The 22,637-nt window shown below is 57.5% G+C and carries 15 protein-coding genes and 1 pseudogene; 12 read left to right on the top strand and 4 right to left on the bottom strand.

Translation table 11 applies throughout. The annotated features are described in order from the left end of the window. The first annotated feature begins 4 nt into the window (after nucleotides 1-4). Nucleotides 5-1,195, top strand: coding sequence for a multidrug effflux MFS transporter (locus ACORQT_RS05580; RefSeq protein WP_164057489.1), 1,191 nt, complete (start codon nucleotides 5-7; stop codon nucleotides 1,193-1,195). Nucleotides 1,196-1,252: 57 nt separating this feature from the next. Here ACORQT_RS05580 and cspE read toward each other — a convergent pair whose 3' ends face one another. Continuing rightward, the gene (cspE, locus tag ACORQT_RS05575; protein ID WP_004940030.1) at nucleotides 1,253-1,462 is read right to left on the bottom strand and encodes a transcription antiterminator/RNA stability regulator CspE; all 210 of its coding nucleotides are present in this window, start codon (nucleotides 1,460-1,462) and stop codon (nucleotides 1,253-1,255) included. A 345-nt stretch (nucleotides 1,463-1,807) separates the two neighbouring features. Between cspE and ACORQT_RS05570 the strand changes: the two genes are divergently transcribed. The 6 genes from ACORQT_RS05570 (at nucleotide 1,808) to ACORQT_RS05545 (ending at nucleotide 7,724) form a co-directional block, all read left to right on the top strand. After that, on the top strand, nucleotides 1,808-2,971 hold the full coding sequence (locus ACORQT_RS05570; RefSeq protein ID WP_033651144.1) for a M20 peptidase aminoacylase family protein: 1,164 nt from the start codon (nucleotides 1,808-1,810) through the stop codon (nucleotides 2,969-2,971). 188 nt (nucleotides 2,972-3,159) lie between these two features. Continuing rightward, complete coding sequence (locus ACORQT_RS05565; RefSeq protein WP_042783837.1) at nucleotides 3,160-4,485, top strand: LLM class flavin-dependent oxidoreductase; 1,326 nt, start codon at nucleotides 3,160-3,162, stop codon at nucleotides 4,483-4,485. A 26-nt stretch (nucleotides 4,486-4,511) separates the two neighbouring features. Next, on the top strand, nucleotides 4,512-5,432 hold the full coding sequence (locus tag ACORQT_RS05560; RefSeq protein ID WP_147839224.1) for an ABC transporter substrate-binding protein: 921 nt from the start codon (nucleotides 4,512-4,514) through the stop codon (nucleotides 5,430-5,432). A gap of 9 nt (nucleotides 5,433-5,441) precedes the next feature. Then, nucleotides 5,442-5,969: a GNAT family N-acetyltransferase gene (locus ACORQT_RS05555; RefSeq protein ID WP_016928789.1), complete on the top strand. Its 528-nt coding sequence runs from the start codon at nucleotides 5,442-5,444 to the stop codon at nucleotides 5,967-5,969. Between the two features lie 30 nt (nucleotides 5,970-5,999). Next, nucleotides 6,000-6,887, top strand: coding sequence for an amino acid ABC transporter permease (locus ACORQT_RS05550; protein WP_164057490.1), 888 nt, complete (start codon nucleotides 6,000-6,002; stop codon nucleotides 6,885-6,887). Nucleotides 6,888-6,896: 9 nt separating this feature from the next. Then, nucleotides 6,897-7,724, top strand: coding sequence for an amino acid ABC transporter ATP-binding protein (locus tag ACORQT_RS05545; protein WP_015376924.1), 828 nt, complete (start codon nucleotides 6,897-6,899; stop codon nucleotides 7,722-7,724). 36 nt (nucleotides 7,725-7,760) lie between these two features. Here ACORQT_RS05545 and ACORQT_RS05540 read toward each other — a convergent pair whose 3' ends face one another. After that, on the bottom strand, nucleotides 7,761-8,270 hold the full coding sequence (locus ACORQT_RS05540; protein ID WP_015376923.1) for a VOC family protein: 510 nt from the start codon (nucleotides 8,268-8,270) through the stop codon (nucleotides 7,761-7,763). 167 nt (nucleotides 8,271-8,437) lie between these two features. Here ACORQT_RS05540 and ACORQT_RS05535 point away from each other — a divergent pair. Continuing rightward, nucleotides 8,438-8,916, top strand: a pseudogene (locus tag ACORQT_RS05535) (cold-shock protein). Nucleotides 8,917-8,997: 81 nt separating this feature from the next. Next, entirely contained in the window at nucleotides 8,998-9,159 is a 162-nt protein-coding gene (locus tag ACORQT_RS05530) for a YnfU family zinc-binding protein (RefSeq protein WP_015376921.1), read from the top strand. Nucleotides 9,160-9,165: 6 nt separating this feature from the next. Here ACORQT_RS05530 and ACORQT_RS05525 read toward each other — a convergent pair whose 3' ends face one another. Next, complete coding sequence (locus tag ACORQT_RS05525; protein ID WP_033644213.1) at nucleotides 9,166-10,614, bottom strand: GGDEF domain-containing protein; 1,449 nt, start codon at nucleotides 10,612-10,614, stop codon at nucleotides 9,166-9,168. 603 nt (nucleotides 10,615-11,217) lie between these two features. Further along, nucleotides 11,218-11,769, bottom strand: coding sequence for a flavodoxin family protein (locus ACORQT_RS05520; protein WP_033642149.1), 552 nt, complete (start codon nucleotides 11,767-11,769; stop codon nucleotides 11,218-11,220). A gap of 1,188 nt (nucleotides 11,770-12,957) precedes the next feature. Between ACORQT_RS05520 and ACORQT_RS05515 the strand changes: the two genes are divergently transcribed. The 3 genes from ACORQT_RS05515 to ACORQT_RS05505 all read left to right on the top strand — a co-directional run bounded on the left by ACORQT_RS05515 (nucleotide 12,958) and on the right by ACORQT_RS05505 (nucleotide 22,626). Continuing rightward, nucleotides 12,958-14,181, top strand: a complete 1,224-nt coding sequence (locus ACORQT_RS05515; RefSeq protein WP_072628206.1) for an MFS transporter — start codon at nucleotides 12,958-12,960, stop codon at nucleotides 14,179-14,181. An 80-nt stretch (nucleotides 14,182-14,261) separates the two neighbouring features. Next, the gene (locus tag ACORQT_RS05510) at nucleotides 14,262-15,044 is read left to right on the top strand and encodes a thioesterase II family protein (RefSeq protein WP_071883536.1); all 783 of its coding nucleotides are present in this window, start codon (nucleotides 14,262-14,264) and stop codon (nucleotides 15,042-15,044) included. Then, complete coding sequence (locus ACORQT_RS05505; protein ID WP_164057844.1) at nucleotides 15,037-22,626, top strand: non-ribosomal peptide synthetase/type I polyketide synthase; 7,590 nt, start codon at nucleotides 15,037-15,039, stop codon at nucleotides 22,624-22,626. The genes ACORQT_RS05510 and ACORQT_RS05505 overlap by 8 nt, the downstream gene beginning before the upstream one ends. Nucleotides 22,627-22,637: the final 11 nt, after the last annotated feature.

The raw sequence follows: 22,637 nt of genomic DNA, 5'->3' as shown, positions 1-22,637 counted from the left end.
TCCCATGACCAAACACTTAGCCAGACAACGTCTGGTGTACGCCGTCGTGCTTGGCCTGTTGGCCGCGCTGGGGCCGCTGTGCACCGATCTCTATCTGCCCGCCCTGCCGGAAATGGCGGGCGAGCTGAATACCTCCACCGCCGCCGCGCAGCTCAGCCTGACCGCCGGGCTGCTCGGCCTGGGCGTCGGCCAGCTGATTTTTGGCCCTTACAGCGACAAACTGGGCCGTATGCGCCCGCTGCTGCTGTCGCTGATCCTGCTGCTGGGCGCTTCGCTGTGGTGCGCGCTGGCGCCCACCATCGACCAACTGCTGATCGCCCGCCTGCTCCAGGGCATCGCCGGCGCCGGCGGCGCGGTGATTTCCCGCGCCATTGCCCGCGATCTGTACGCCGGCCACGAGCTGACCCGCTTCTTCGCCCTGCTGATGCTGGTTAACGGCCTGGCGCCGATCGTCGCGCCGGTGCTGGGCGGCGTCATGCTGCAGGTGATGAACTGGCGCGGCATCTTCGGCGTGCTGGCGGCCATCGCCGTGCTGCTGTTCAGCCTGTCGGCGCTGAAGCTGCGCGAATCCCTGCCGGTCGAGCGCCGCAGCCAGGGCGGCATTCTGGCGATGCTGATGTCGCTCGGCGGGTTGCTGACCCAGCGCTATTTCATGGGCCTGTGCCTGACGCAGGGCTTCGTCATGGCCGGCATGTTCTCCTATATCGGCGCTTCGCCTTTCGTCTTGCAGCAGATCTACGGCCTCAGTCCGCAGATGTTCAGCCTGTGCTTCGCCATTAACGGCGTCGGGCTGATCATTGCGGCGCAGCTGGCCAGCCGTCTCAGTTCACGTTGGGGGGAACGCCGGGTATTGAGGGGCGGGTTAACGCTGGCGGCCGTCGCATCGCTGTTGCTGCTGTTGGCCGCCGCGCTGCATGCGCCGCTGGTCGTGTTGCTGGTGCCGCTGTTCTTCTCGGTGGCGGTGATCGGCATCGTCGGCCCGACCGCCTCGTCACTGGCGATGCAAAGCCAGGGGGACAAAGCCGGCAGCGCGTCGGCCTTGATCGGCGTGTGCATGTTCGCGCTCGGTGCCTGCGCCGTGCCACTCACCGGGCTGGGCGGCACCTCAGGCCTGTCGATGGCGCTGACCATCGTCGGCTGTTACGCCATCGCCATCCTGCTGTTCAGCCTGTTGGCCCGCCGCAGCGACGCATAACGCGCCCAATAAAAAACCCGCTCAATGAGCGGGTTTTAAGAAATTCAGCTACGCAGCTTAGATAGCAGTAACGTTAGCGGCAGATGGGCCTTTGGCACCGTTCGTGATTTCAAATTCTACACGCTGGCCTTCAGCAAGCGTTTTGAAACCGTTGCTAACGATGGCAGAGAAGTGAACGAAAACGTCCTTGCTACCATCTTCCGGAGTAATGAAACCGAAGCCCTTGGATTCATTAAACCACTTAACGCTACCTTTAATCTTAGACATCAAACTTACCTTTAACGTGAATGAAAGACACAAAACCTGTGTCGATTACAGTACAGCAAGCAGGCAGGATTTTGTCCACCACCGCGATCACAGAAATCCGATAAAGAGTGAAAAAATCCGTGTTGTCCGGTGTAAATGAATGACACCGGTTGCAGTAAGTTACCGTTCCAGGTCAATCCTCTCCCTGCGCCGGCGAACAACGCGCGAACGCCTAAACCTGCCCCTTCCCCCCATCGTTGACGTACCGTGCAGACACAATCGCTATGAAATATAACCAGATGGTCTTTTTGCTTCGGCGGCCCCTGCACTAGGGTTAGGGTTTATTTCCCACTGTGAGCCAAGCCTATGACCAGCCAGTTGGCAGACAAGATCATCGCCTATCGGCGTGAACTGCACCAAAACCCGGAGCTTTCCAATCACGAATTCGCCACCACCGCCCGCCTGACCCGCTGGCTGCAAGAGGCGGGCATTCGCCTTCTGCCGTTGGCGCTGAAAACCGGCGTCGTGGCGGAGATCGGCAGCGGCCAGGGGCCGATCATCGCGCTGCGCGGCGACATCGACGCTCTGCCGATCGACGAAATCGCCGACGTGCCCTTCAGTTCGCAAAACAGCGGCGTGATGCACGCCTGCGGGCACGACTTTCACACCTCGGTGATGCTCGGCGCCGCACACCTGCTCAAAGCGCGTGAAGCCGAACTGGCGGGCACGGTGCGCATCTTCTTCCAGCCGGCGGAAGAGACCTTCAACGGCGCCCGGCACCTGATCGACGCCGGCGCGCTGGATAACGTCGCGGCGATATTTGGCCTGCACAATGCGCCGGAGCTGCCCACCGGCACCTTCGCCACCCGCGCCGGGCCGTTCTACGCCAACGTCGATCGCTTCCAGATCCGCATCACCGGCAAAGGCGCCCACGCCGCCAAACCGGAACAGGGTGTCGATACCATCGTCACCGCCAGCCAGATCGTCGGCGCGCTGCAAACGCTGCCCAGCCGCAGCTTCAGCTCGCTGGAATCGCTGGTGGTGAGCGTGACGCGCATCGAAGGCGGCAATACCTGGAACGTGCTGCCGCAAACCGTCGAGCTGGAAGGCACGGTGCGCACCCACAGCGATGCGGTGCGCCGCCAGGTGCCGGATAAAATTCGCCAGGTGATCGACGGCGTTGCCGCCGCGCTCGGCGCGCAGGCCGAACTCCACTGGCAGCCGGGGCCGCCGGCGGTGATCAACGACGCCCATTGGGCGGCGTTCAGCAAAACCGTCGCCGCCGAGGCCGGCTACCGGGTCGAAGAGGCGGAGCTGCAGATGGGCGGCGAGGATTTCGCGCTGTATCTGCATCACGTGCCGGGCGCGTTCGTCAGCATCGGCTCCGCCAGCGAATTCGGCCTGCACCATCCGCGTTTCAATCCCGATGAGCGCGCCCTCTTTCCTGCCGCCCACTATTTTTCGCTGCTGGCGGAGCGCACGCTGCAGCAATTAACCCCCGCAGCGAAAAAAGCCCTCAGCAACGCCTGAATAACGTGAAATAGTATTTCCCCGACGCCGCTGATGCCGCGCCGGGGATTATTATTTTCGCTCGCCGTGATATTTGCAGTTTTCAACATTTGAATATGCTGTTTTGTTGTTTTACATCCCGACAGCGCTCATCAATAGTGGACGCATCAGACACCGCGCGCCTTTCGGCGCATGACAGGATAATCACGATGAGCGACAACGCGAATAATCAACGGCAATTACGGCTGGGCGCCATTCTGCACGGCGCATCGGGAAATATGTCCGCCTGGCGCCACCCGGACGCCACCGCCGACGCCAGCATCAACCTCGAATTTAATATCGCCTCGGCGAAAAAAGCCGAACAAGGGAAATTCGATTTCGTCTTCGTCGCCGATGGCTTATATATCAACGAAAAGTCCATTCCGCATTTTCTTAACCGTTTCGAGCCGTTGACCTTATTGGCCGCGCTGTCCGCCGCCACCGACAAAATTGGCCTGGTGGGCACGCTCTCCACGTCCTACAGCGATCCGTTCACCGTCGCCCGCCAGTTCGCCAGCCTCGATCACCTGAGCAACGGCCGCGCGGGCTGGAACGTGGTGACGTCGCCGCTGGAAGGTTCGGCCAAAAACTTCTCGCGCGCCGAGCACCCGGAGCACAGCCTGCGTTACCGCATCGCCGGCGAGTTTCTCGACGTCGCCAAAGGACTGTGGGACTCCTGGGAAGACGATGCCTTCGTGCGCAATAAGGCCAGCGGCGAATTTTTCCGCGCCGGGAAACTGCACACCCTCAATCATCAGGGGGAGTTCTTCTCGGTGCAGGGGCCGTTGAACATCGGCCGCACGCCGCAGGGCCGCCCGATCCTGTTCCAGGCCGGCGCCTCCGAAGACGGCAAACGGCTGGCGGCCAAGCACGCCGATGCGATCTTCACCCATCACGACACGCTGGAGCAGGCGCAGGATTTCTACCAGGACGTGAAGCGGCAGCTGGTGGAACAGGGGCGCGAACCGGACGACCTGCGCATCTTCCAGGGCGTCAGCGTGATCGTCGGCGACGACGATGCGGACGTCGAGCGCCAGTACCAAGAGACGGCCCGTCTGGTCAGCATCGAGAACGCCCTCAACTACCTTGGCCGCTACTTCGAACATTACGACTTTTCACGCCATCCGTTGGACGCGCCCTTCCCGGACATCGGCGATCTGGGGCAAAACAGCTTCCGCAGCACCACCGACGCCATCAAGCGCAACGCCCGCGAGCGTAACCTCACGCTGCGCCAGGTGGCGCTGGAAGCCGCCTCGCCGCGCCCGGTGTTCAGCGGCACGCCGGAAGCGGTGGCGGACGGCCTGCAACGCTGGTTCGACGGCGAAGCCGCCGACGGCTTCATCATCAGCGGCGGTACGCCCAACGCCTTCGGGCACTTCGTCGATCGGGTGGTGCCCGTCCTGCAACGGCGCGGCCTGTTCCGCCAGGCGTACCACGGCGATACGCTGCGCGAGCACCTGGGCCTGAAGCGTCCGTTGAACAGATTCACCCAATAATAAGATCGTTTTCAGGGATACCCGCTATGCAGAAAACCGTTACCGCCGCTCTCGTGGCGGCCTTGCTGAGCCTGACCGGCGCCGCGCAGGCGGGCACCGGCATCGATTTGCAGGCCAATGAAACCCCTATCCATGCGCCGAAAAACCCGCAGGCGATCGCCAAGCTGCCGGCCGATTTCCGCTTCGTGAAGCCGGGCCGGTTCACCGTCGCGATCGCCGCGCTCAACACGCCGCCACTGGCGCTGTTCGCCGCCGACAACCGGCAGCTTATCGGCAGCGAAGTGGATATCGCGCAGTTGGTGGCCGACAGCCTGGGCCTGGAACTGAACGTGGTGCAAACCTCGTGGGAAGACTGGCCGCTGGGGGTGGTTTCCGGCAAGTATGACGCGGCCATCACCAACGTCACCGTCACCAAAGAGCGCAAAACCCGCTTCGACTTCGCCACCTATCGCATCGACTCGCTCGGCTTTTATGTCAAAACCGGCGGCAAGATCGCGACGATCAAACAGCCTGCCGATATCGCCGGATTAAAGATCATCGTCGGCTCTGGCACCAACCAGGAAGCCATCTTGCTGGCATGGGACAAGCAGAATCGGCAGCAGGGGCTCAAACCCTTCCAGCCGATCTACGTGACCGACGATGCGGCCGCCACGCTGGCGATCCAGTCCGGCCGGGCCGACGCCTATTTCGGGCCCAACGTGCTGGGCGCCTATAAAGCGGCGCTGAATGGCCGTACCCGACTGGCGGGCACGGTGGAAGGCGGTTGGCCCAAGGCGGCGCACATCGCCGTCACCACCCGTAAAGGCAACGGGCTGGTGCAGGCGGTGAATGAAGCGCTGAACGGCGCGATCCGCGGCGGACAGTACGATCAGGTGCTCAACCGCTGGGGCGAGAGCGTCGAACGCCTTGCGCAGTCGGAAATCAACCCGCCCGGTCTGGGCGATTAGGAGCGCGCGATGACGCAAGACACTTTCATTCAGACGCTGCCGACCGATCCGCTGATCGCCCCGGTGATCGAGGGGCTGTTCGGCGAATATCGTCAGCGCTACGGCGACTATTTTGGTGACCAGGAACCGGAACCGCTGGACCTGTACGCGCCGCCGCAGGGCGCCTTCATAGTGCTGCTGCGCGCCGGTGCGCCGATCGCCATGGGCGCCTTCAAGCGCTATGACGGGCAAACCGCCGAGCTGAAGCGTATCTGGACGCGGGGCGATCTGCGCCGCCAGGGCCTGGCGCAACGGGTGTTGCAGCAGTTGGAAACGCTGGCGCTGGCGCAGGGTTATCGCCGGCTCTATCTGACCACCGGTTTTCGCCAGCCCGAAGCGGTGGGCCTGTACCTGAGCAACGGTTATCAGCCGCAGTTCGATCCCACCGTCGACAGCGAGGTTTACAGCCGCCCGCCCTACGATGGCCGCCTGCCGTTCCGCAAAAGCCTGATTGCAGAGGACGCCTGTTGTTGCGCGTCGGAAAGGAAAATCGCCTAAGGCCCCTTTATCTGTATCAGGAGACATGACATGTCCAAACAAGAAATCTTGAAAGTGGTGCCCGCCCGCTATCCGCTGCGGCTGATCGGCGCGGTGTTTTCGCTGTTAATTCTGGCCGCCATCGTGCAATCGGTGGCGGGCAACGCGCGCTGGGAATGGGGCGTGTTCGCCGAGTGGTTCTTCGCCCCGGCGGTGCTGGCGGGGCTGGGACAGACCCTGCTGCTGACGCTGCTCGGCACGCTGTTCAGCATCCTGTTCGGCACCCTGCTGGCGCTGGCGCGGCTGTCGCGCTCTTACCTGCTGGCGTCGCTGGCCTGGGGGTATATCTGGCTGTTTCGCTCGCTGCCGCTGATCCTGGTGCTGATCATCCTGTATAACTTTTCCTATCTGTACGACGCCATCTCGCTGGGCATTCCCTTTACCTCGGTGGTGTTTGCCAGCTACCCGACCATCGATATCCTCGGCCAGTTCGCCGTGGCGGTGCTGGGCCTGACGCTGGTGCAGTCCGCCTATACCGCCGAGATCATCCGCGGCGGCATCCTGGGCGTGGATTACGGCCAGCACGAAGCGGCGGCGGCGCTGGGCCTGCCGGGCTATCGCCGCACCTTCCGCATCATTCTGCCGCAGGCGCTGCGATCCATTATTCCGACCGGATTCAACGAGATCATCAGTCTGGCGAAAGGCACTTCGATCGTTTATGTGCTGGCGCTGCCGGAGCTGTTTTACACCATCCAGGTGATCTATAACCGCACCCAGCAGGTGATACCGCTGCTGATGGTGGCCACCGTCTGGTATCTGTTCATCACCACCGCCCTGTCGGTGATCCAATACTACATCGAACGCTATTTCGCCCGGGGTGCGGTGCGCGAACTGCCGCCGACGCCCTGGCAGAAACTGGCCGGCTGGCTAAAACGTTAGGAGACCCGCATGTCTGAAGCCATTGATTATTACGCCTTGCCCGAACAGCCGGCACGCAATCTCACCCCGGTGCCGGCGCGCGGCCTGATCGAAATCAGCAACGTCAGCAAGTTCTTCGGCAAACACAAGGCGTTGGACGACGTCAGCCTGACGCTGCAGCCGGGCACCGTGACCGTGATCCTCGGGCCTTCCGGCTCCGGAAAATCGACGCTGCTGCGGGCGATCAACCATCTGGAGCGCGTCGACGAGGGCTTTATCCGCATTGACGGCGACTACGTCGGCTACCGCCGCAAGGGCAACCGGCTGTACGAGCTGAAGGAAAAGGCCATCCTCCGGCAGCGCATCAACGTCGGCTACGTGTTCCAAAACTTCAACCTGTTCCCGCATCTGACGGTGCTGGAAAACATCATCGAAGCGCCGGTGGTGCACAAGATCCACTCCCGCGAACGGGCGAAAGCGGTGGCCTATGAGCTGCTGGATACGGTCGGGCTGCGCCACAAGGCGGACGCCTACCCGCGCCACCTCTCCGGCGGCCAACAGCAGCGCATCGCCATCGCGCGCGCGCTGGCGCTGAACCCGAAGGTGATCCTGTTCGATGAGCCGACCTCCGCGCTCGATCCCGAGCTGGTCGGCGAAGTGCTGGACGTGATTAAAGGGTTGGCGGATCTGGGCGTCACGCTGGTGGTGGTGACGCATGAAATCGGCTTTGCGCGCGAAGCGGCGGATCGGGTGGTGTTTATGGTCGACGGGCAGATCGTCGAACAGGGCGACGCCAGGCAGGTGCTGGCTCAGCCGCAGCACCCGCGCACCGTTAACTTCCTCAACAAAGTGCTGTGAGCGTCGGGGCGCCGATGCGCCCCGCGCAGGAGCAGGTTAGAGGCCGGCGAAACGCCGCTTCTCGGCGGCGAAATCCAACGGGCGGATCCCCTGCTGGTTTTTGTCCTCTTCGGTCAGCAACGCCGGGGGAATAAACCAGGTCACCTCAAACAGCAGCCCGTCCGGGTCGTGACCATAAATGCTTTTGTGCACGCCGTGATCCTCTTCCAACCCGAGAATGCCGCGTTCGGCCAGCTGATGGCGAATGCGCTCCAGCTCTTCCAGGCTGTCCACTTCCCAGGCCAGATGGTACAGCCCGGCCGGCGGCTCATGCTCCGCCGGCGGCTCGCCGTTGGCGCGAAACACCCCGGCGCGCTGCTGGCCCAGGTTCTTGCTGAACAACGCCAAATCGTGATCGTTGTCCGAGTCGGCGGCCTGGGTAAATACCGCCCGATCGGGGCTGTCGGACGGCTTCAGCTTGAAGCCCAATACCTGATGATAAAAGTCGGCGCTCTGCCGCACGTCGCTGACGTACAGCACGGCGTGATTGAGACGTTTGATGCCCATCGCTATTCCTTTTTGCGCATTGAATAAAGTCAGCATGAACATAGCATGTCGCTGGGAAGCCGCTAAATGCCGTTATCGCATGACTAAATGCCGCCCGCGCAATCTGTCGCTGCAAGGCATTCCGCGCTATCATAAGCGCTGTATTGAACCTTTTTGTGAGAATAGCGATGAACGGCAAGATAACGACTTTTTTGAAGACAAAGGCTTCGGCTTTATTACCGACGAGAACGGAGAAAATCGTTATTTTCACGTGATTAAAGTGCAAAACCCGGAGCTGATTAAGAAAAACGCGGCGGTGACCTTCGAACCGACCAACAACACCAAAGGCCCGTCGGCTTATGCGGTCAAAGTGTTGGCGCCCAGCAAATACATCATCATCGCCAATGAAAGAATCAAGATCACCAGCATCAAGTCTTTCAATACCTTCACCAAGGAAGTGCCGGTCAAAGCCGACGTGGATAAAGAGAACACCGTGCTGTCAGTCGGCCTGCTGATGAACCGCATTCGCCCGCAGTCCGAAGACCAGGCGCAGGCCATGCAAACGCTGCGCATGCTGACCATCACTACCTTCCAGAACACCACCCATACCTTCTCCGAGCACGAGATCGACATGGATGAGACCATCAAGGCGCTGAAAAGCCTGTAAGCCTCTGCGTACAGAAAATAACCAACGAAATGTGTCGTCGCCTGTGTTAGCGTGAGTTTTCACCTGACACAGGCTATTGATATGTCCGATTCCAGCAGCGTTAAAGGTTTTATCAACCGCTCCACCCAAATCGTCTGCCCTAAATGCGGCTATGTTACCCGGCAAAAATGCGCGGCAATGCTGCAAGACGTGATACTGATTTGCCCTAACTGCGAAACCCGCTTCGAGCCCAGGCAAGGCTGAAAACGGTTAGCGGAACAGGATATGCTCGACGCTGTTGCCGTTCACCACGTTGAACGACTCCACCCGATTACGCCCCTGCGATTTGGCGCGATACAGCGCGATATCCGCCATGTTCATCAACTGCTCCAGCGATTTCACCTCGTTCATCGCCAAACTGGCGACGCCGACGCTGATGGTGATTTTCAACGTCTGCTTGCCTTCCGCCTGCAGCTCCGTCTGCTCCACCAACCGGCGCAGATGCTCCCCCAGCGCCACGCCCTGCGCCGCCAACGCGCGCGGCAGCATGATGGCGAACTCTTCCCCGCCCAAGCGGCCGAACAGCTGATCGTGCCGCAGCTCGCGCCGCACGATGTGCGCGAACGACGCCAGCACCTGATCGCCGGCGCTGTGGCCGTGCGTATCGTTGATCTGCTTGAAATGATCGATATCGATCAGCAGTAACGACACCGCTTCTTTGGAACGGTGCTTGTGCTCCAACAGCTCGCCCGCTTTGCGCGTCATCGCGCTGCGCGCCAGCACGCCGGTCAGGAAATCGTGGTTGGCGCTGTGCTCCAGACGCCGCATAAGCTTACGGTTGGCCGCGATGGAACTGGCGAGGATCAGCGGCCCCATCACCAGCATGGCGATACCCAATCGGGCGGACATCAGCGTGTCGAGGAAGGCATTATGGTTGTTCGGCGTTTCATACAGCACCAGGTTGGCGGAGATGCTGCTGATCTCGGACATACCGGTCAACAGCGTCAGCAACGTCACGGGGAACAGCTGGTAGCGCACCGCGCACCACAGCAGCGCCGGGATCGGGAAGGCGATCGCGCCCGGCCCGCCGATATAGACGCTGAACGCCAGCGACAGCAGCAACGCCAGCAGCGGCAGGCAGCCTTTCAAGCGCCAACGCACCTGCATGCGTAACAGCTGTTTCAACCGCGGCGCCGCCATCAGCACCGGCAACAGCAGCAGGGTCGTCGAAAACTGTTCGCTGAACCAGGCCAGCCAGGCGACCACCACCGTGTTGTTGTACAGGCTATCGTTACGCAGCACGGACAGCGTCGACGCCACCGCCGCACCGGCCAGGCTGGCGCTGAACATATAGAGTATCGCCTGGGGTTTACCCATGCGCCGTTGAGATTGCGGCAGCATCAGCATGATGCCGTAACCGACGACGATCAGCGACATGTTGCAGGCGTTAAGCCACAGCGCCAAAGACCAGCCCTCGCCGGTGCTGAGATCGGCGGCAACCATGCCCAGGTAGGTCGTGAGCCAGCCGAGTGGCGTGGCGTAAGCGGGTTTGCGCAGCAGCAGGCCGAGCAGAATCGCATTCACCGGCCAAAATAAAGAAAGCGAGCCAATCGGCCGGCTAAGAATGCCCACCAGGGAAAGTAAAAAGGCCAGCATGAAAAGATTGATGAGCTGAACCGTAAGCGGCAGGCCATGCCTGGCGTTTATTCTGGCGTTCATCGCCTCGCCCATATTTTGCTAATAACCAGAATAATAATGTGCATACTCTCTCGCCCGGCCAGTGAGGGATAATCAACCCGGATTTCAACCAAAAAAGCCAGACAAATCAATAATAAAAAGCATTAACAATTAATTAACAGACTTTTCTTAACCTAATGTGGCGGCGGCGGACTCCCCCGCATACCGTCGGAAAATAATGCTCAGCTCTGCTGACAGCATAGCGCAAAGCGTAATAGGCCGCCGACCGACGTTAATTACATTAATAAAATTGTGGTTATTGCTCGTTGAATGATATTTGAATAACTACGCGATTATTTTCCTGCAACTGGGCCACCCGTGCAATAACAACCCAAAAAAAGCCCGCCTAAAGCGGGCTTGCTTGAACAACAGCAAATCGACAGTTACGACACAGCCATTCATTGCATGCCTGTGCTGCCATGCAGTGTAGCGGCGAAAGCTTAAGCAGACCTTAGCAACAAAAAACCCGGCCTAGGAACCGGGAATATTTGTACGAAATGCAGCGTTAGCCCAAGCAGGCTAATAACATTTCGCAGCTTACACGCCAAATGTGCAGAGAAAATGAACGCTGCACGCGGCAAGGCCTTACGCCAGTTTGGCGGCAAAGCCCGCCACGCGCTGGCCATAGAGCTTGGCGGTCGCCAGATCGCCCGACAGCATCTCGTCCACGCCGGCATCCGACGGCGTCTGTACCAACAGCCCCACCGAACCGCCCAGGTTGTTGACATCGGTACGCTGCGCCGATTTGGTGTTGGCCGGCAGCAGCCCCAAGCTGACCCACAGGCCGCCATGTTGCGAAGCCAGCGTTTGCAGCGCAATCAGCGTGACCTGTTTGTCGCCGTTCAGGCTGGCGCTGTTGGTAAAGCCGCCGAACACTTTGTCCTGCCACTTGCGGCCGAACCAGGCTTTGGAGCTGGCGTCGGCGAATTTCTTGAACTGCCAGGACGGGCCGCCCATATAGGTCGGTGAACCAAAGATGATGGCGTCCGCCTCATCCAGCTTCTGCCACGCTTCATCGCTGATATCGCCTTCCTGATCGATAGCGATCAGTTCGGCCCCAGCGCCTTCCGCCACCACTTTCGCCAAACGCTCGGTATGGCCGTAGCCGGAATGAAACACCACTACTGTCTTCGCCATAGAAATTCTCCACTCATTGCACAAAGGCGCCGACGACGCCCATCTCGCGTTCAATCTAATCAAGCGCGCAACGGCTGAATACTGAATAAAACTGACGGTGTTATTCAAAAAAATCGCGCTACGCGCCGCCGGGTATGTGCAGATAAAAAAATCCCGCACAAGGCGGGATAAACTTAACAGGGATGGGGTAATACACTACAGGGAATGGATAACACACAACATCATCGGGTAGAGCTACAGTACCAATCCCAATGTATAGAACTGTCATCCCCGCGTAAGTTTGCTCGGCCAGATGTAACGCCGAATGGGGAGATGAAACAACCGATAAACTCATCCACGGCCATATAGCCGAGAGCGACGTCCCCCCATAAACCCGTTTGAAGATGAAGATGTCACTAAGCCCTCGTCATCCCATGCAAACATTTACTGAATTCGTTGTTCAATCATTCATCCTTGCACAAAAAACAGCATTAAACATCAGCGCAAATAATTAACAAATGCAATAATCACATTAAGTGTTAATCACCCCATTCGCGATCCAGATTCCGTCCTATCAGAGCGTCATTTTTCTTTCGTACTCTGAAACATGGACGACAGGAAGGCCTAGGGAGAGAAACCCCATTATCTTTGTCGATTAAAATCGCCAAATAGCAACAACAAGGCAGTTTTTAAAACCAAAATCCTGCAAAATTAACAATACAAAAAACCAAAATATCAATTTTTTCTATTTTCATAAGCTATAAAAATAGTTCTGTTTTTTATCATTTTTATTCTGTGACCTCCCACTCATTATTAAAAAATCAAGGAATACTCAACGACTGCCTGATTGCAGCCTTATCAAGGCCTGCAGCGACACTCGGCTTACAGGAGCAGGAAAATCATTAAAATAAATTAACCTTACTGATTGACTTGGATATAGCTTATAGATAAATAATATTTGCGTATGTTTACCTTTGATCAACAAAAAAGGACTTAACTTTACATAACATCACAATCCCTACCAGCAGCATCGTGATGATAAAAGTCTTTTAAAAACAACAAAAAACCCAATCACCTTGCCAACCACAGGCACAAATGGTTAGCAAGGTAATTAAATGGATGCGAATAATTTGTTTTTTTGCGGTGAATGCCCATTGCGGTATGTCGAGGGTATTTAGCTGTCTCTTACACTCAATACAGGAAGAAGCAATGAACGGAAGACAAATGTCCTCTGATAACGCCAGCGAGCAAACGCACGTCAATCACGCCCTATTGCAATTCATTCTCATTCTATTGTCAGGTTTGGGACCAACCTCATTCCAAATTTTCCTGCCTTCAGTGCCTAGCCTGGTTAAATACTTTGAAACAACACCTGCGACCGCCAACCTGACAGTCTCTCTATCGATGATCAGTTTTGCCCTTGCTTGTCTGGTATATGGAAGATTGGCTGATCGACTGGGACGCAGAACCATATTACTGTTAGGCATGGCGATCCTGATTATTGGTAGTTTCATTTGTTTATCGGCGCAGTCCATTGAAGCCGTAATTTTGGGCCGTATTATTCAACCGGCGGGCGGGGCGGCCGGCGTTATTGCGGCGCGAATTATCGTCATGGATATCTATCACAGCGAAAAGGCGGCAAATGTCATGTCGAAACTGGTCGCTTCTATGATGATATCGCCGCTACTGGGCGTGCCATTGGGTGGTTTATTAACGGATAACTTTGGTTGGCGTTCAAATTTCATTCTGATCGGCGCTATTGCAGCCATCGTGTTTGTTATCATCTTGTTCAGTCTCCCCGAAACCCGCAAAGCGCAAACTGGCGTAGAAGCAGGCAAAAGCAATCTGTTCCATGACTATGGGCAGTTGGCGAAAAACGCCACCTTTCTCGGCAACGCCTTTCAATTTGGTTTCGCTCAGTCGGCCTTTATGGCCTTTATGGCCGCCGCCCCCATCGTGCTGACGCAGACCTTCCAACTTTCCGCCTCTGGCGCCAGTTTGTTGCTATTGATGGTGTCTGGCAGCGCCATTATCGGTAACTTGTCGGCCAGCCGTTTACCGCAAAGTCTGTCGCTACGGCGCCGTTTGCTGTTGGGCAGCATCATCGGCTTTATTTTCAGCTTGCTCGCTCTGACGCTAAGCCTGATAAACATCTGGTCGATTCCCGCACTGGTCATCCCAACGATGGTATTCAGTATTTTCTACGGTATCACCAGCCCGGCAGCGCAGGCCGGCGCCATTGGTGCGATCAAGCCTCTGGCGGGCACCGCGGCAGGATTGAGCATGTTCATCAGCATGCTTCTCGCGAGCGTTGCCACGCAGTTTATTGCCGAGTTCAATAGCGGAACCCCCCTGGTTATTACTTTTAGCCTGGCCTTATTGGCGTTGCTCTCGTTAATTTCCGCAATTGTCACGCTAAAAAAATCTGAATAAAAATCGGAAAATAGCATCACGGCGGGAATAAAGCCCGCCAGCTACATACCCTTTTTACATAAAATAATTAAGGACCTAGCATGGGTAATCATTTTATCCGTGAGCTGTCTGCATCACGCCCGTCGGCCATAAATTTAATTTGCTTTGCTCATGCCGGTGGTGGCACCAGCCGATATCGTACCTGGCATGCCGAATTACAGGAATATGCCAATATTCTTATTCCTGTTATTCCCGGCAGAGAAGAACGTTTTATTGAACCTGCCTTTTCCACGCTGGAACAAGTGGCCGATGACGTATTCGCTCGTATAAAACCCTATCTCGATACGCCGCTGGTGTTGGCAGGCATCAGCTACGGCGGCCTGCTGGCCTATGAGATGGCAACGCGGCTGGAACAGCATGGTGCCTGCGTTCACGCGCTATTGATCGCCAGCCAGAGGTCTCCCCACTATCACAAAACACGACAAAACTGGCATCAGATGTCGGCGGAAAAGCTGATCGATTGCCTGGTCAAACTAGGTGGCATCAACGCACAGGATGCCGCGACACCGGAATTCTATGAGCTTTTTCTGTCAACCATCCGCGCAGATTTGGAGGCGAGTGACGGCTATGCACCAACAGGTAAAGCCCCGTTGACATGCCCAATACACGTTTGCCACGGCTTGCACGACCAGGTGATCGATCGCCAGGCGACTCGCGGCTGGATAGACGTTACCGCCAATACCGTCGAATGGCGCGAATTTAATGCAGGCCATTTCTTATTTGACGAACAAAAAGATATTTGGCTGCAAGACGTGAAAAAAGTGCTCGCCACATTATCGCTGCACATGCCGCCGACATCCCTGGGGAATCATACTCATGTCTGAATTTGAAAAAACTCTCGATAATGAATTTACCGGCATCGAACTGGCCGTCATAGGAATGGCCGGGCGTTTTCCCGGAGCAGGAGACATTGACGCTTACTGGAATAATCTCTGTCAGGAGATCGATTCCGTTACCTGGCATGCTGATTTTGCGCCGCAAGCCTCCACGGACGGTTCCTGGCACGTCCCTGCAGGCTACCTGCTAACCGATGTCGATCAATTCGATGCAAAATTTTTCGCTATGTCGCCAAAAGAAGCGGCGATCACCGACCCGCAGCAACGCCTGCTACTTGAGTGCGCGTGGGAAGCGTTGGAAAACGCCGGCTATGCCGCCACATGCCACCAACAAAACGTCGGCGTCTATGTCAGCAGCGGTCCCAGCGGGTATTGGTTGCATAATCTCGCGAACAATAGGCAGCTTTGCGCCACCACCAGCAAAATGCAATTGCTGATTGGCAATGACAAGGATTACGCAGCCAACCGCATCTCCTACAAACTGGATTTGAAAGGCCCAAGCATCGTCGTTCAATCGGCCTGTTCCAGTTCGTTGTTGGCCGTACACACTGCAAGCCAGTCCCTGCTGGCAGGAGAGTGTGATATCGCCCTGGCCGGTGGTATCTCGCTGGAATACCCGGCTGAAGAAGGCTATCGGTATGAACCGGGCAGCATTCTTTCACAGGACGGGCATTGCAAACCGTTCAGCGAACATGCCAGCGGCACAGTGCGCGGGAATGGCGGCGGGATCGTGGTGTTAAAACGTCTGGATGATGCGATCAACGATCGGGATCATATTTATGCCATCGTCCGCGGCTCTGCGACCAACAATGACGGCGCACAAAAAGTGGGATATGCCGCACCCAGCGTCGAAGGCCAAACCCGCGTTATCCAAATGGCGCACGCCGTTGCCAACGTGACGCCCGACACTATCGGATACGTTGAAACTCATGGCACGGCCACCAGCTTGGGCGATCCGATAGAAATCGCCGCGCTGGCGGCCGCTTTTGGCGACGATTGTCCAGCCGCAAGCTGTAAGATAGGTTCGGTCAAATCCAACATAGGCCATCTTGACGCCGGTGCCGGTATTGCCGGATTTATCAAGACCGCGCTAAGCCTTTATCACGGTTATATTCCCGCTACGCTGCATTACCGGACGCCAAACCCCGCCATCCATTTCGCCGGTACCCCGTTTACCGTGACGAGTAAAGGAACGCCCTGGGAAGAAGGCTCGCCACGCAGGGCGGGAGTCAGCGCCTTCGGCATCGGCGGCTCTAATGTCCATGTCGTCATGGAGCAACCCCCGGTTTCCACCGTCTCCCCTGCCGCAGAACCCGCCACCTGCGCATTACGCTTCTCGGCCAAAAGCCAGGTCGCCTTGCGCGCGACAATGCAGCAACTAGCCCATTATTTGCGCAACCATACCGAGGTATCTCTCGCCGATGTCGCCCATTCGTTGGCGACAGGTCGGAAAGCGTTTCCCGTGCGCGCCGCCATAACGGCCGACAGTGTGGAAGAGGCCATCGCGCAGCTGGAAACCGAGCGAGCTAAAACCACGTGCTTCGGAGAAGCCTGCGACGCGCCGATGAAAACAGCGTTTATGTTTCCTGGCCAGGGAACACAATATCAGGGTATGGGAGCCAACCTGTATCACACCGGCGGCATCTTCACCCAAGAGTTCGATCGGCTGGCGCAGCTGTTCCAACCGTTTATCGACCACGACTTACGCTCGCTGTTGTTCAACAAGGAGCAGGACACTGGCGAATTGCTGGCGCAAACCTGGCTTTCGCAACCGGCGATTTTCGCCGTCGAATATGCGCTGGCGAAACATTGGCTGGCTTCCGGCCTGACCCCCGAAGGCATGATAGGACACAGCATCGGCGAATATGTCGCAGCCTGCCTCGCCGGCGTTTTTACGCTTGAAGATGCCGTCAAGGTCGTTTCGGCACGCGGTCGCTTGATGCAAAGCATGGATCACGGCGAGATGTTGGCCGTCATGTCTGATGAGGCAAGCCTGCACTCTCGGCTACCCTCCGCCCTCTCCATCGCGGCCGTCAATCGGCCGGCATTGACCGTCATCTCCGGCCCCGCCCATGATATGGACGCGTTTCGCCGGTCATTGGAGCGCGATGGCATCAGCTGCCGAGCCCTTGAAACCTCCCATGCTTTCCATTCGGCCATGATGGAACCTTGCTTGCAGGCTTTTGGTGAGGTGCTGGCTCAGGTCACCCTGACACCGCCGCGTCAGCGCTTTATCTCCAATCTCAGCGGAACATGGATCACTGATGAAGAGGCGACGGCCCCGGATTATTGGGTGCGTCATCTACGTGGTACCGTGCGTTTTGCCGATGGGTTGGCAACGCTTATCGATCAACACGCCTTCCTGTTGTTCGAGTGCGGGCCAGGCACCTCATTGAGCCAGGCTGCACGCGCTATTGGCGCCGGCCGCAAAGATGTCAACGCCATCCCGTTGCTCTCGCCCGAGCACACGGGATTGAGTGGCCCGGCGTCACTTCTGCGCATCCAGGAGCAGCGCTGGTGTTACGGCCAGGCAATACCCCACTCATCGCGGGGCAACAAAATTCCGCTGCCGACTTACCGCTTTGATCGCGCCCGTCACTGGGTCGATCCTGAACCGCAAACCGCTGACGTGGTGCCGGCCATCAGCGCCGTCGACAACAAAAATGCGCCTGAACAGGCGAAGCCGGCGAACACGCTGGCGGAAAAACTGACGTTGCTGTGGAGCGAAGCGCTGGGAGTCGCGCAAATTGAGCCGAAAGAAAATTTCTTCGATCTCGGTGGCGACTCCATTCTCAGCATCCAGATTGCTAACCGCGCGCGTACGCTGGGGTTGCATTTTGGCCCTGGTGACATCCTCGAGTTTCCGACGGTGGAAAGCTTGCTCGCCGCTTTGGAGAACCGTGCAGGGCAACGCGACGCAGCGGCACAACCCGAAGAAGATCTGGCCAGCATTTATGCAAGCGCCTTGGAAATCCGTCCGGACGAGGCATTCTTGCCGTTCCCGCTTACCGATATTCAGCACGCATATTGGGTTGGACGTAACGCGGGCAATAACTCGGGCAATGTTGCAGCGCATGCCTATGAAGAGTTTGAATGCGCCGATCTGGATCTTGCGCGTCTAGAACAGGCACTCAATGCCTTGATCGCTCAACACGATATGCTGAGAGCCGTCATGACGCACGACGGCATGCAGCGCGTTCTCCCCCACGTCCCCCGATATATCATTGACACTAACGATTTTAGTCAGTTGAAACCTAAGGACGCCGTGGCGCAGTTAACGGCGCTCAGGGAGCGGAAATCTCATCAGCTGATGCCCTGTGATCAATGGCCGCTGTTTGATATTTCCGCCTCGCGATTGCCCGATGGCACCGTACGGCTGCACGTCAGCTTCGATCTGCTGATTATGGACGCCTGGAGCATTACGTTATTCTGGCGCGAGCTGGAGGAACGTTATTACCACGCCGATTACCAGCCTGAACCGGTGGCCATCACGTTCAGAGATTACGTGCTGGCCGAACAGCGCCTGGAACACAGCGCCGCCTATCAGCGCGCTCGCGACTATTGGCTTAAACGCGCCGACGCCTTCCCTTCTGCCCCGTCCCTGCCGCAGCGAATCGCTCCGCAAAGCCTGGAGCATCGCCGCTTCATTCGCCGGGAAACGACGATACCCCACGCCGTCTGGCGCAAGCTGAAAGACGCCGCCGCACACCAGGGCCTCACGCCGTCCACCATATTGCTCACCGCCTATACGGAGATATTGGCGAACTGGAGCGAAACACCCCATTTTTGCCTGAACCTGCCGGCTTTCAATCGTCTGGAGGTGCATCCACAAATCGATCAGGTGATGGGGGATTTCACCTCGGTTCTGCTGTTCGAAGCCGACCTGCGGCAGGAGGAGACCTTTACTCAACGCGCTAAAAAAACGCAAAAACGCCTTTGGGACGATCTTTCTGCCTTGCAGTACAGCGGCGTAAAAATGCTGCGAGACATTGCGGAAAAAAGCGCCGAACGGCCAACCATGCCCTATGTCTTTACCAGCCTGATCTTCCCGTCCGCCGATGATAAACCGATTGTGAGCCGGCTCGGTAAATTGGTGGAAGGGATATCGCAAACGCCACACGTATGGCTCGACTGCCAGGTTTACGAAGAAAAAGGCAATCTCCTCATCAACTGGGATGCGGTCGACGGCCTTTTCGATCCTGACATGCTTGATGCGATGTTTATGGACTATCGCGCATTGCTTATGCGTTTGCCCAAAGAAGAAGCCATCTGGCATGAAAATCATTGGCGCGACGCTCTGGCTCAACGCGTCAACAGCGGCGCCATCGCCGAAGCCAATCGTACGGCCGTCGCCTTTGACGAAAGTTGCTTGCATCAGGGGTTCTTGGCGTATGCAAACAAGAAGCCGTCAGCTCCCGCTATCCTGGGGGAAACCGTCCTCACCTATGCGGATTTGGCGAATATCTCCGCCAATGTGGCGCTGTCGCTGACCAAGCAGGCGCTCCAGCCCGGTGCACGCGTAGCCGTAGTCGCAGAAAAAGGCTGGCAACAAGTCGCCGCTGTGTTGGGTATTTTGCGCGCCGGTTGCGTCTATGTTCCACTCGACCCGACGCTACCGAAGGGGCGCATGCAGGCACTTTTGAGCGAGGCCGAAATTCGAGTCGCACTGACGACGCCCGCCAGCGACGGGCGCGTTGAGTGGCCGGCAACCATCGCGCATCTGCCCATCACTGAAGCGATGAACGCATTCACGGACGAATGGCGCGATGCCGAGATCGACGCGGCGTCGCCGGCTTACATTATCTTTACTTCAGGCACGACCGGTAAGCCCAAAGGGGTCATTGTCACCCATGCCGCCGCCGCTAACACCGTTACCGATATCAATTCGCGTTTCGCTATCGGCGAGAACGACCGTGTGTTGGCGCTTTCCTCACTCTCTTTCGATCTGTCGGTTTACGACATTTTCGGGCCACTGGCGCGCGGCGCGGCCATCGTGATGCCGAAAGATGAGCTTGCCAAAGATCCTGCGCACTGGGAAACCTGCGTGCAGAAATACCGGGTCACCGTCTGGAACTCGGTGCCGGCCTTGGTTGAACTCTTGGTCAATCATCTGTCCGCCAATCAAAACGCAACGCTGACGAGCATCAGGCTGGTCATGATGAGCGGCGATTGGATCAACGTTGCTTTACCGGAGAAAATCCACCGCGCAATGCCAAACGCCCTGAGCGTCAGTCTTGGCGGCGCCACCGAAGCCGCCATTTGGTCCATTTTCCACCTCATCCAGGATATCGATCCGACGATGACCAGCATTCCTTATGGCAAGGCTTTGGCAAACCAACGCTTCTATGTTTTGGACACCCATCTTCGCCACCGGCCCGAAGGCGTTGCGGGCGAACTTTATATCGCCGGCAAAGGGCTGGCCGCCGGCTACCTGAACAATCCCGCAGAAACCGCAGCGCGCTTTATCACCTACCCGCAAAGCGGCGAGCGATTATACAAAACCGGCGATCTGGGACGCTGGTTGCCTGACGGCACCATCGAGTTTTTGGGGCGCAGAGACAATCAACTGAAGATCAATGGATTCCGTATTGAAACCGGTGAAATAGAGCGCGCCGCCGGTAAACACCCGGGAGTCGATCGCTGTGTGGTTCGCCTTCACCGCCAGGACGGCTCAGCACTGCTGCTCGCCTATCTTTGCCCGAGGCAAGACGCCACGCTCGATGAAATGCAGCTCCATCGCCATTTTGCCGAACAGCTGCCGGACTACATGGTGCCAAGCGTCATTATGATCCTACCGACGTTGCCGCTGTCAGCCAATGGCAAAGTCGATATTTCACAGCTGCCGACGCCGCAACTGTCACGCCATAGCGGTGAATTTATCGCTCCGGCGGACGATATCGAGCATCGTCTCTGCCGGCTTGGCCAGAAGATTTTGGGTGGCGAGGCGCTGAGCGTTACCCAGGATCTGTTTAAATCCGGGATTGACTCACGCCGTCTCACCGATTTGGTGACCCAAATTCGCCGAGAATTTACCCCGGCATTCCCGCTTCGCGCCGCCTTTGAAACGCCCAACATACAGGGCATTGCAGAGGCGGTCAGGAATGCGCTGGATGCTGAGCGCACCGAGGACGAACTGCCCCCTATTGTCAAGGTACCGGCCATGTCCCGCTGGCCGCTTTCTTCCGCCCAACAGCGGCTGTGGTTCCATGATCAGCTTCATCCGGGAAACTGCACCTACAACCTGGTGGAACCTTTCGAACTGAACGGCTTGCTCAATGTGGATGCCTTGTCCCAGGCTCTGCGGATCTTTGTCGCCAGACATTCGGTGCTGACATGCCGCATTCTCGACGATCGGGCCGACGCTTATATGTCCCCGTCGCTGGAGACCTCATTTCAGCTGCAGTTGGAAGAGGCGTTCGACATCCCCTCTCACGAGAGAGAGGGCTACATGCAGCGCGCACTTGCTGCCGCGGCGACGCGCCCGTTCGATACCCGTTGCGGCGATATGTTCAGAGCCAGCCTCATCGCATTCTCCGCGCAGTGTCACCTCCTGATCATCGCCGTGCATCACATCGTATGGGATGGCTGGTCCACTGCCATTATGGCGGGTGAGATCAGCGAGATATATAACGCTCTCGTCGCAGGGAGGACGCCAGCCGAATCGTCAGACAGGCTTAATTTCCTTGACGTCGCGCAATGGGAGCAAACGCAACGCGCATCCCGGACCTTTAACACTCAATTGGATTACTGGGTCAATCAGCTCGGCGATAACCTGCCGGTGCTGGCTTTGCCGACGACGCCTGTCGATACCGACCGTCTGACCGCTACCGGCGCGCGTCATCCTTTCCATTTAAGCGCGCCGCTCACTGCACGCTTCGATGCACTCTGCGCCAAACTGGGTATCACGCCTTTCATGGGGTATATGACCGCCTGGCAGTTGCTGCTGCATTGGTGGTGTCAACAAGACGACATCGTCGTGGGAACGGCAGCAGGCCATCGTTCTCGTCCCGAACTCGCCGGCGTCATCGGATTTATGGTGAACAGCCTCGCCATCCGCACTCGCTTCCAACGCCATGACGCCTTTGCAGATCTGTGCCTGCGCGTCAAACAAACCTGTCTGGATGCCTACCGGCATCAGGATCTGCCGTTCGATCAAATCGTCAACGCGCTGCGACCGAAGCGAAAAATGTCGCAGTCGGCGCCGATTTACCGCTCGTGGTTCGTCTTGCATGACGTAGCGACCCCGCCATGGACGTTATCAGGCATTAAGGCCACCTTGCTCGATGCGGAATTTCTGCTGGACGTGCACGACATAAAACTGTCGCTGGTTACCAGACAGGGCGCAATGGAAGGCGGGCTGGATTACCGCACCGCCTTGTTTACACCCGACGTAATCGCAAATGTTGCCGTCGCCTTTACGCAGTTAATCGAGAAGGTTTCTGAGGACATGACGCTCACCTTGCCGGAAATAAAAGGCTATCTCGATGCACAACAACCCAAAGTCGATGAAACATCAGCCTGTTCAGACGAATTGCCCTCTTGGGACTTTTCGGTTAATCGCCGCAAATAAATAAGGGTTAA

The sequence above is a fragment of the Serratia sp. (in: enterobacteria) genome (assembly GCF_052400455.1).
GTDB lineage: Bacteria > Pseudomonadota > Gammaproteobacteria > Enterobacterales > Enterobacteriaceae > Serratia > Serratia ureilytica.
The sequence above is the reverse complement of the archived record's forward strand: the minus strand, read 5'-3'. Positions and strand labels throughout refer to the sequence as shown.

What these genes read in the sequence shown, in the direction of transcription:
- cspE (WP_004940030.1), bottom strand. Translation starts at nt 1,462, where the DNA reads ATGTCTAAGATTAAAGGTAGCGTTAAGTGGTTTAATGAATCCAAGGGC.
- ACORQT_RS05520 (WP_033642149.1), bottom strand. Translation starts at nt 11,769, where the DNA reads ATGGCGAAGACAGTAGTGGTGTTTCATTCCGGCTACGGCCATACCGAG.
- ACORQT_RS05505 (WP_164057844.1), top strand. Translation starts at nt 15,037, where the DNA reads ATGTCTGAATTTGAAAAAACTCTCGATAATGAATTTACCGGCATCGAA.
- ACORQT_RS05515 (WP_072628206.1), top strand. Translation starts at nt 12,958, where the DNA reads ATGAACGGAAGACAAATGTCCTCTGATAACGCCAGCGAGCAAACGCAC.
- ACORQT_RS05540 (WP_015376923.1), bottom strand. Translation starts at nt 8,270, where the DNA reads ATGGGCATCAAACGTCTCAATCACGCCGTGCTGTACGTCAGCGACGTG.
- ACORQT_RS05560 (WP_147839224.1), top strand. Translation starts at nt 4,512, where the DNA reads ATGCAGAAAACCGTTACCGCCGCTCTCGTGGCGGCCTTGCTGAGCCTG.
- ACORQT_RS05580 (WP_164057489.1), top strand. Translation starts at nt 5, where the DNA reads ATGACCAAACACTTAGCCAGACAACGTCTGGTGTACGCCGTCGTGCTT.
- ACORQT_RS05545 (WP_015376924.1), top strand. Translation starts at nt 6,897, where the DNA reads ATGTCTGAAGCCATTGATTATTACGCCTTGCCCGAACAGCCGGCACGC.
- ACORQT_RS05510 (WP_071883536.1), top strand. Translation starts at nt 14,262, where the DNA reads ATGGGTAATCATTTTATCCGTGAGCTGTCTGCATCACGCCCGTCGGCC.
- ACORQT_RS05565 (WP_042783837.1), top strand. Translation starts at nt 3,160, where the DNA reads ATGAGCGACAACGCGAATAATCAACGGCAATTACGGCTGGGCGCCATT.
- ACORQT_RS05570 (WP_033651144.1), top strand. Translation starts at nt 1,808, where the DNA reads ATGACCAGCCAGTTGGCAGACAAGATCATCGCCTATCGGCGTGAACTG.
- ACORQT_RS05525 (WP_033644213.1), bottom strand. Translation starts at nt 10,614, where the DNA reads ATGAACGCCAGAATAAACGCCAGGCATGGCCTGCCGCTTACGGTTCAG.
- ACORQT_RS05555 (WP_016928789.1), top strand. Translation starts at nt 5,442, where the DNA reads ATGACGCAAGACACTTTCATTCAGACGCTGCCGACCGATCCGCTGATC.
- ACORQT_RS05530 (WP_015376921.1), top strand. Translation starts at nt 8,998, where the DNA reads ATGTCCGATTCCAGCAGCGTTAAAGGTTTTATCAACCGCTCCACCCAA.
- ACORQT_RS05550 (WP_164057490.1), top strand. Translation starts at nt 6,000, where the DNA reads ATGTCCAAACAAGAAATCTTGAAAGTGGTGCCCGCCCGCTATCCGCTG.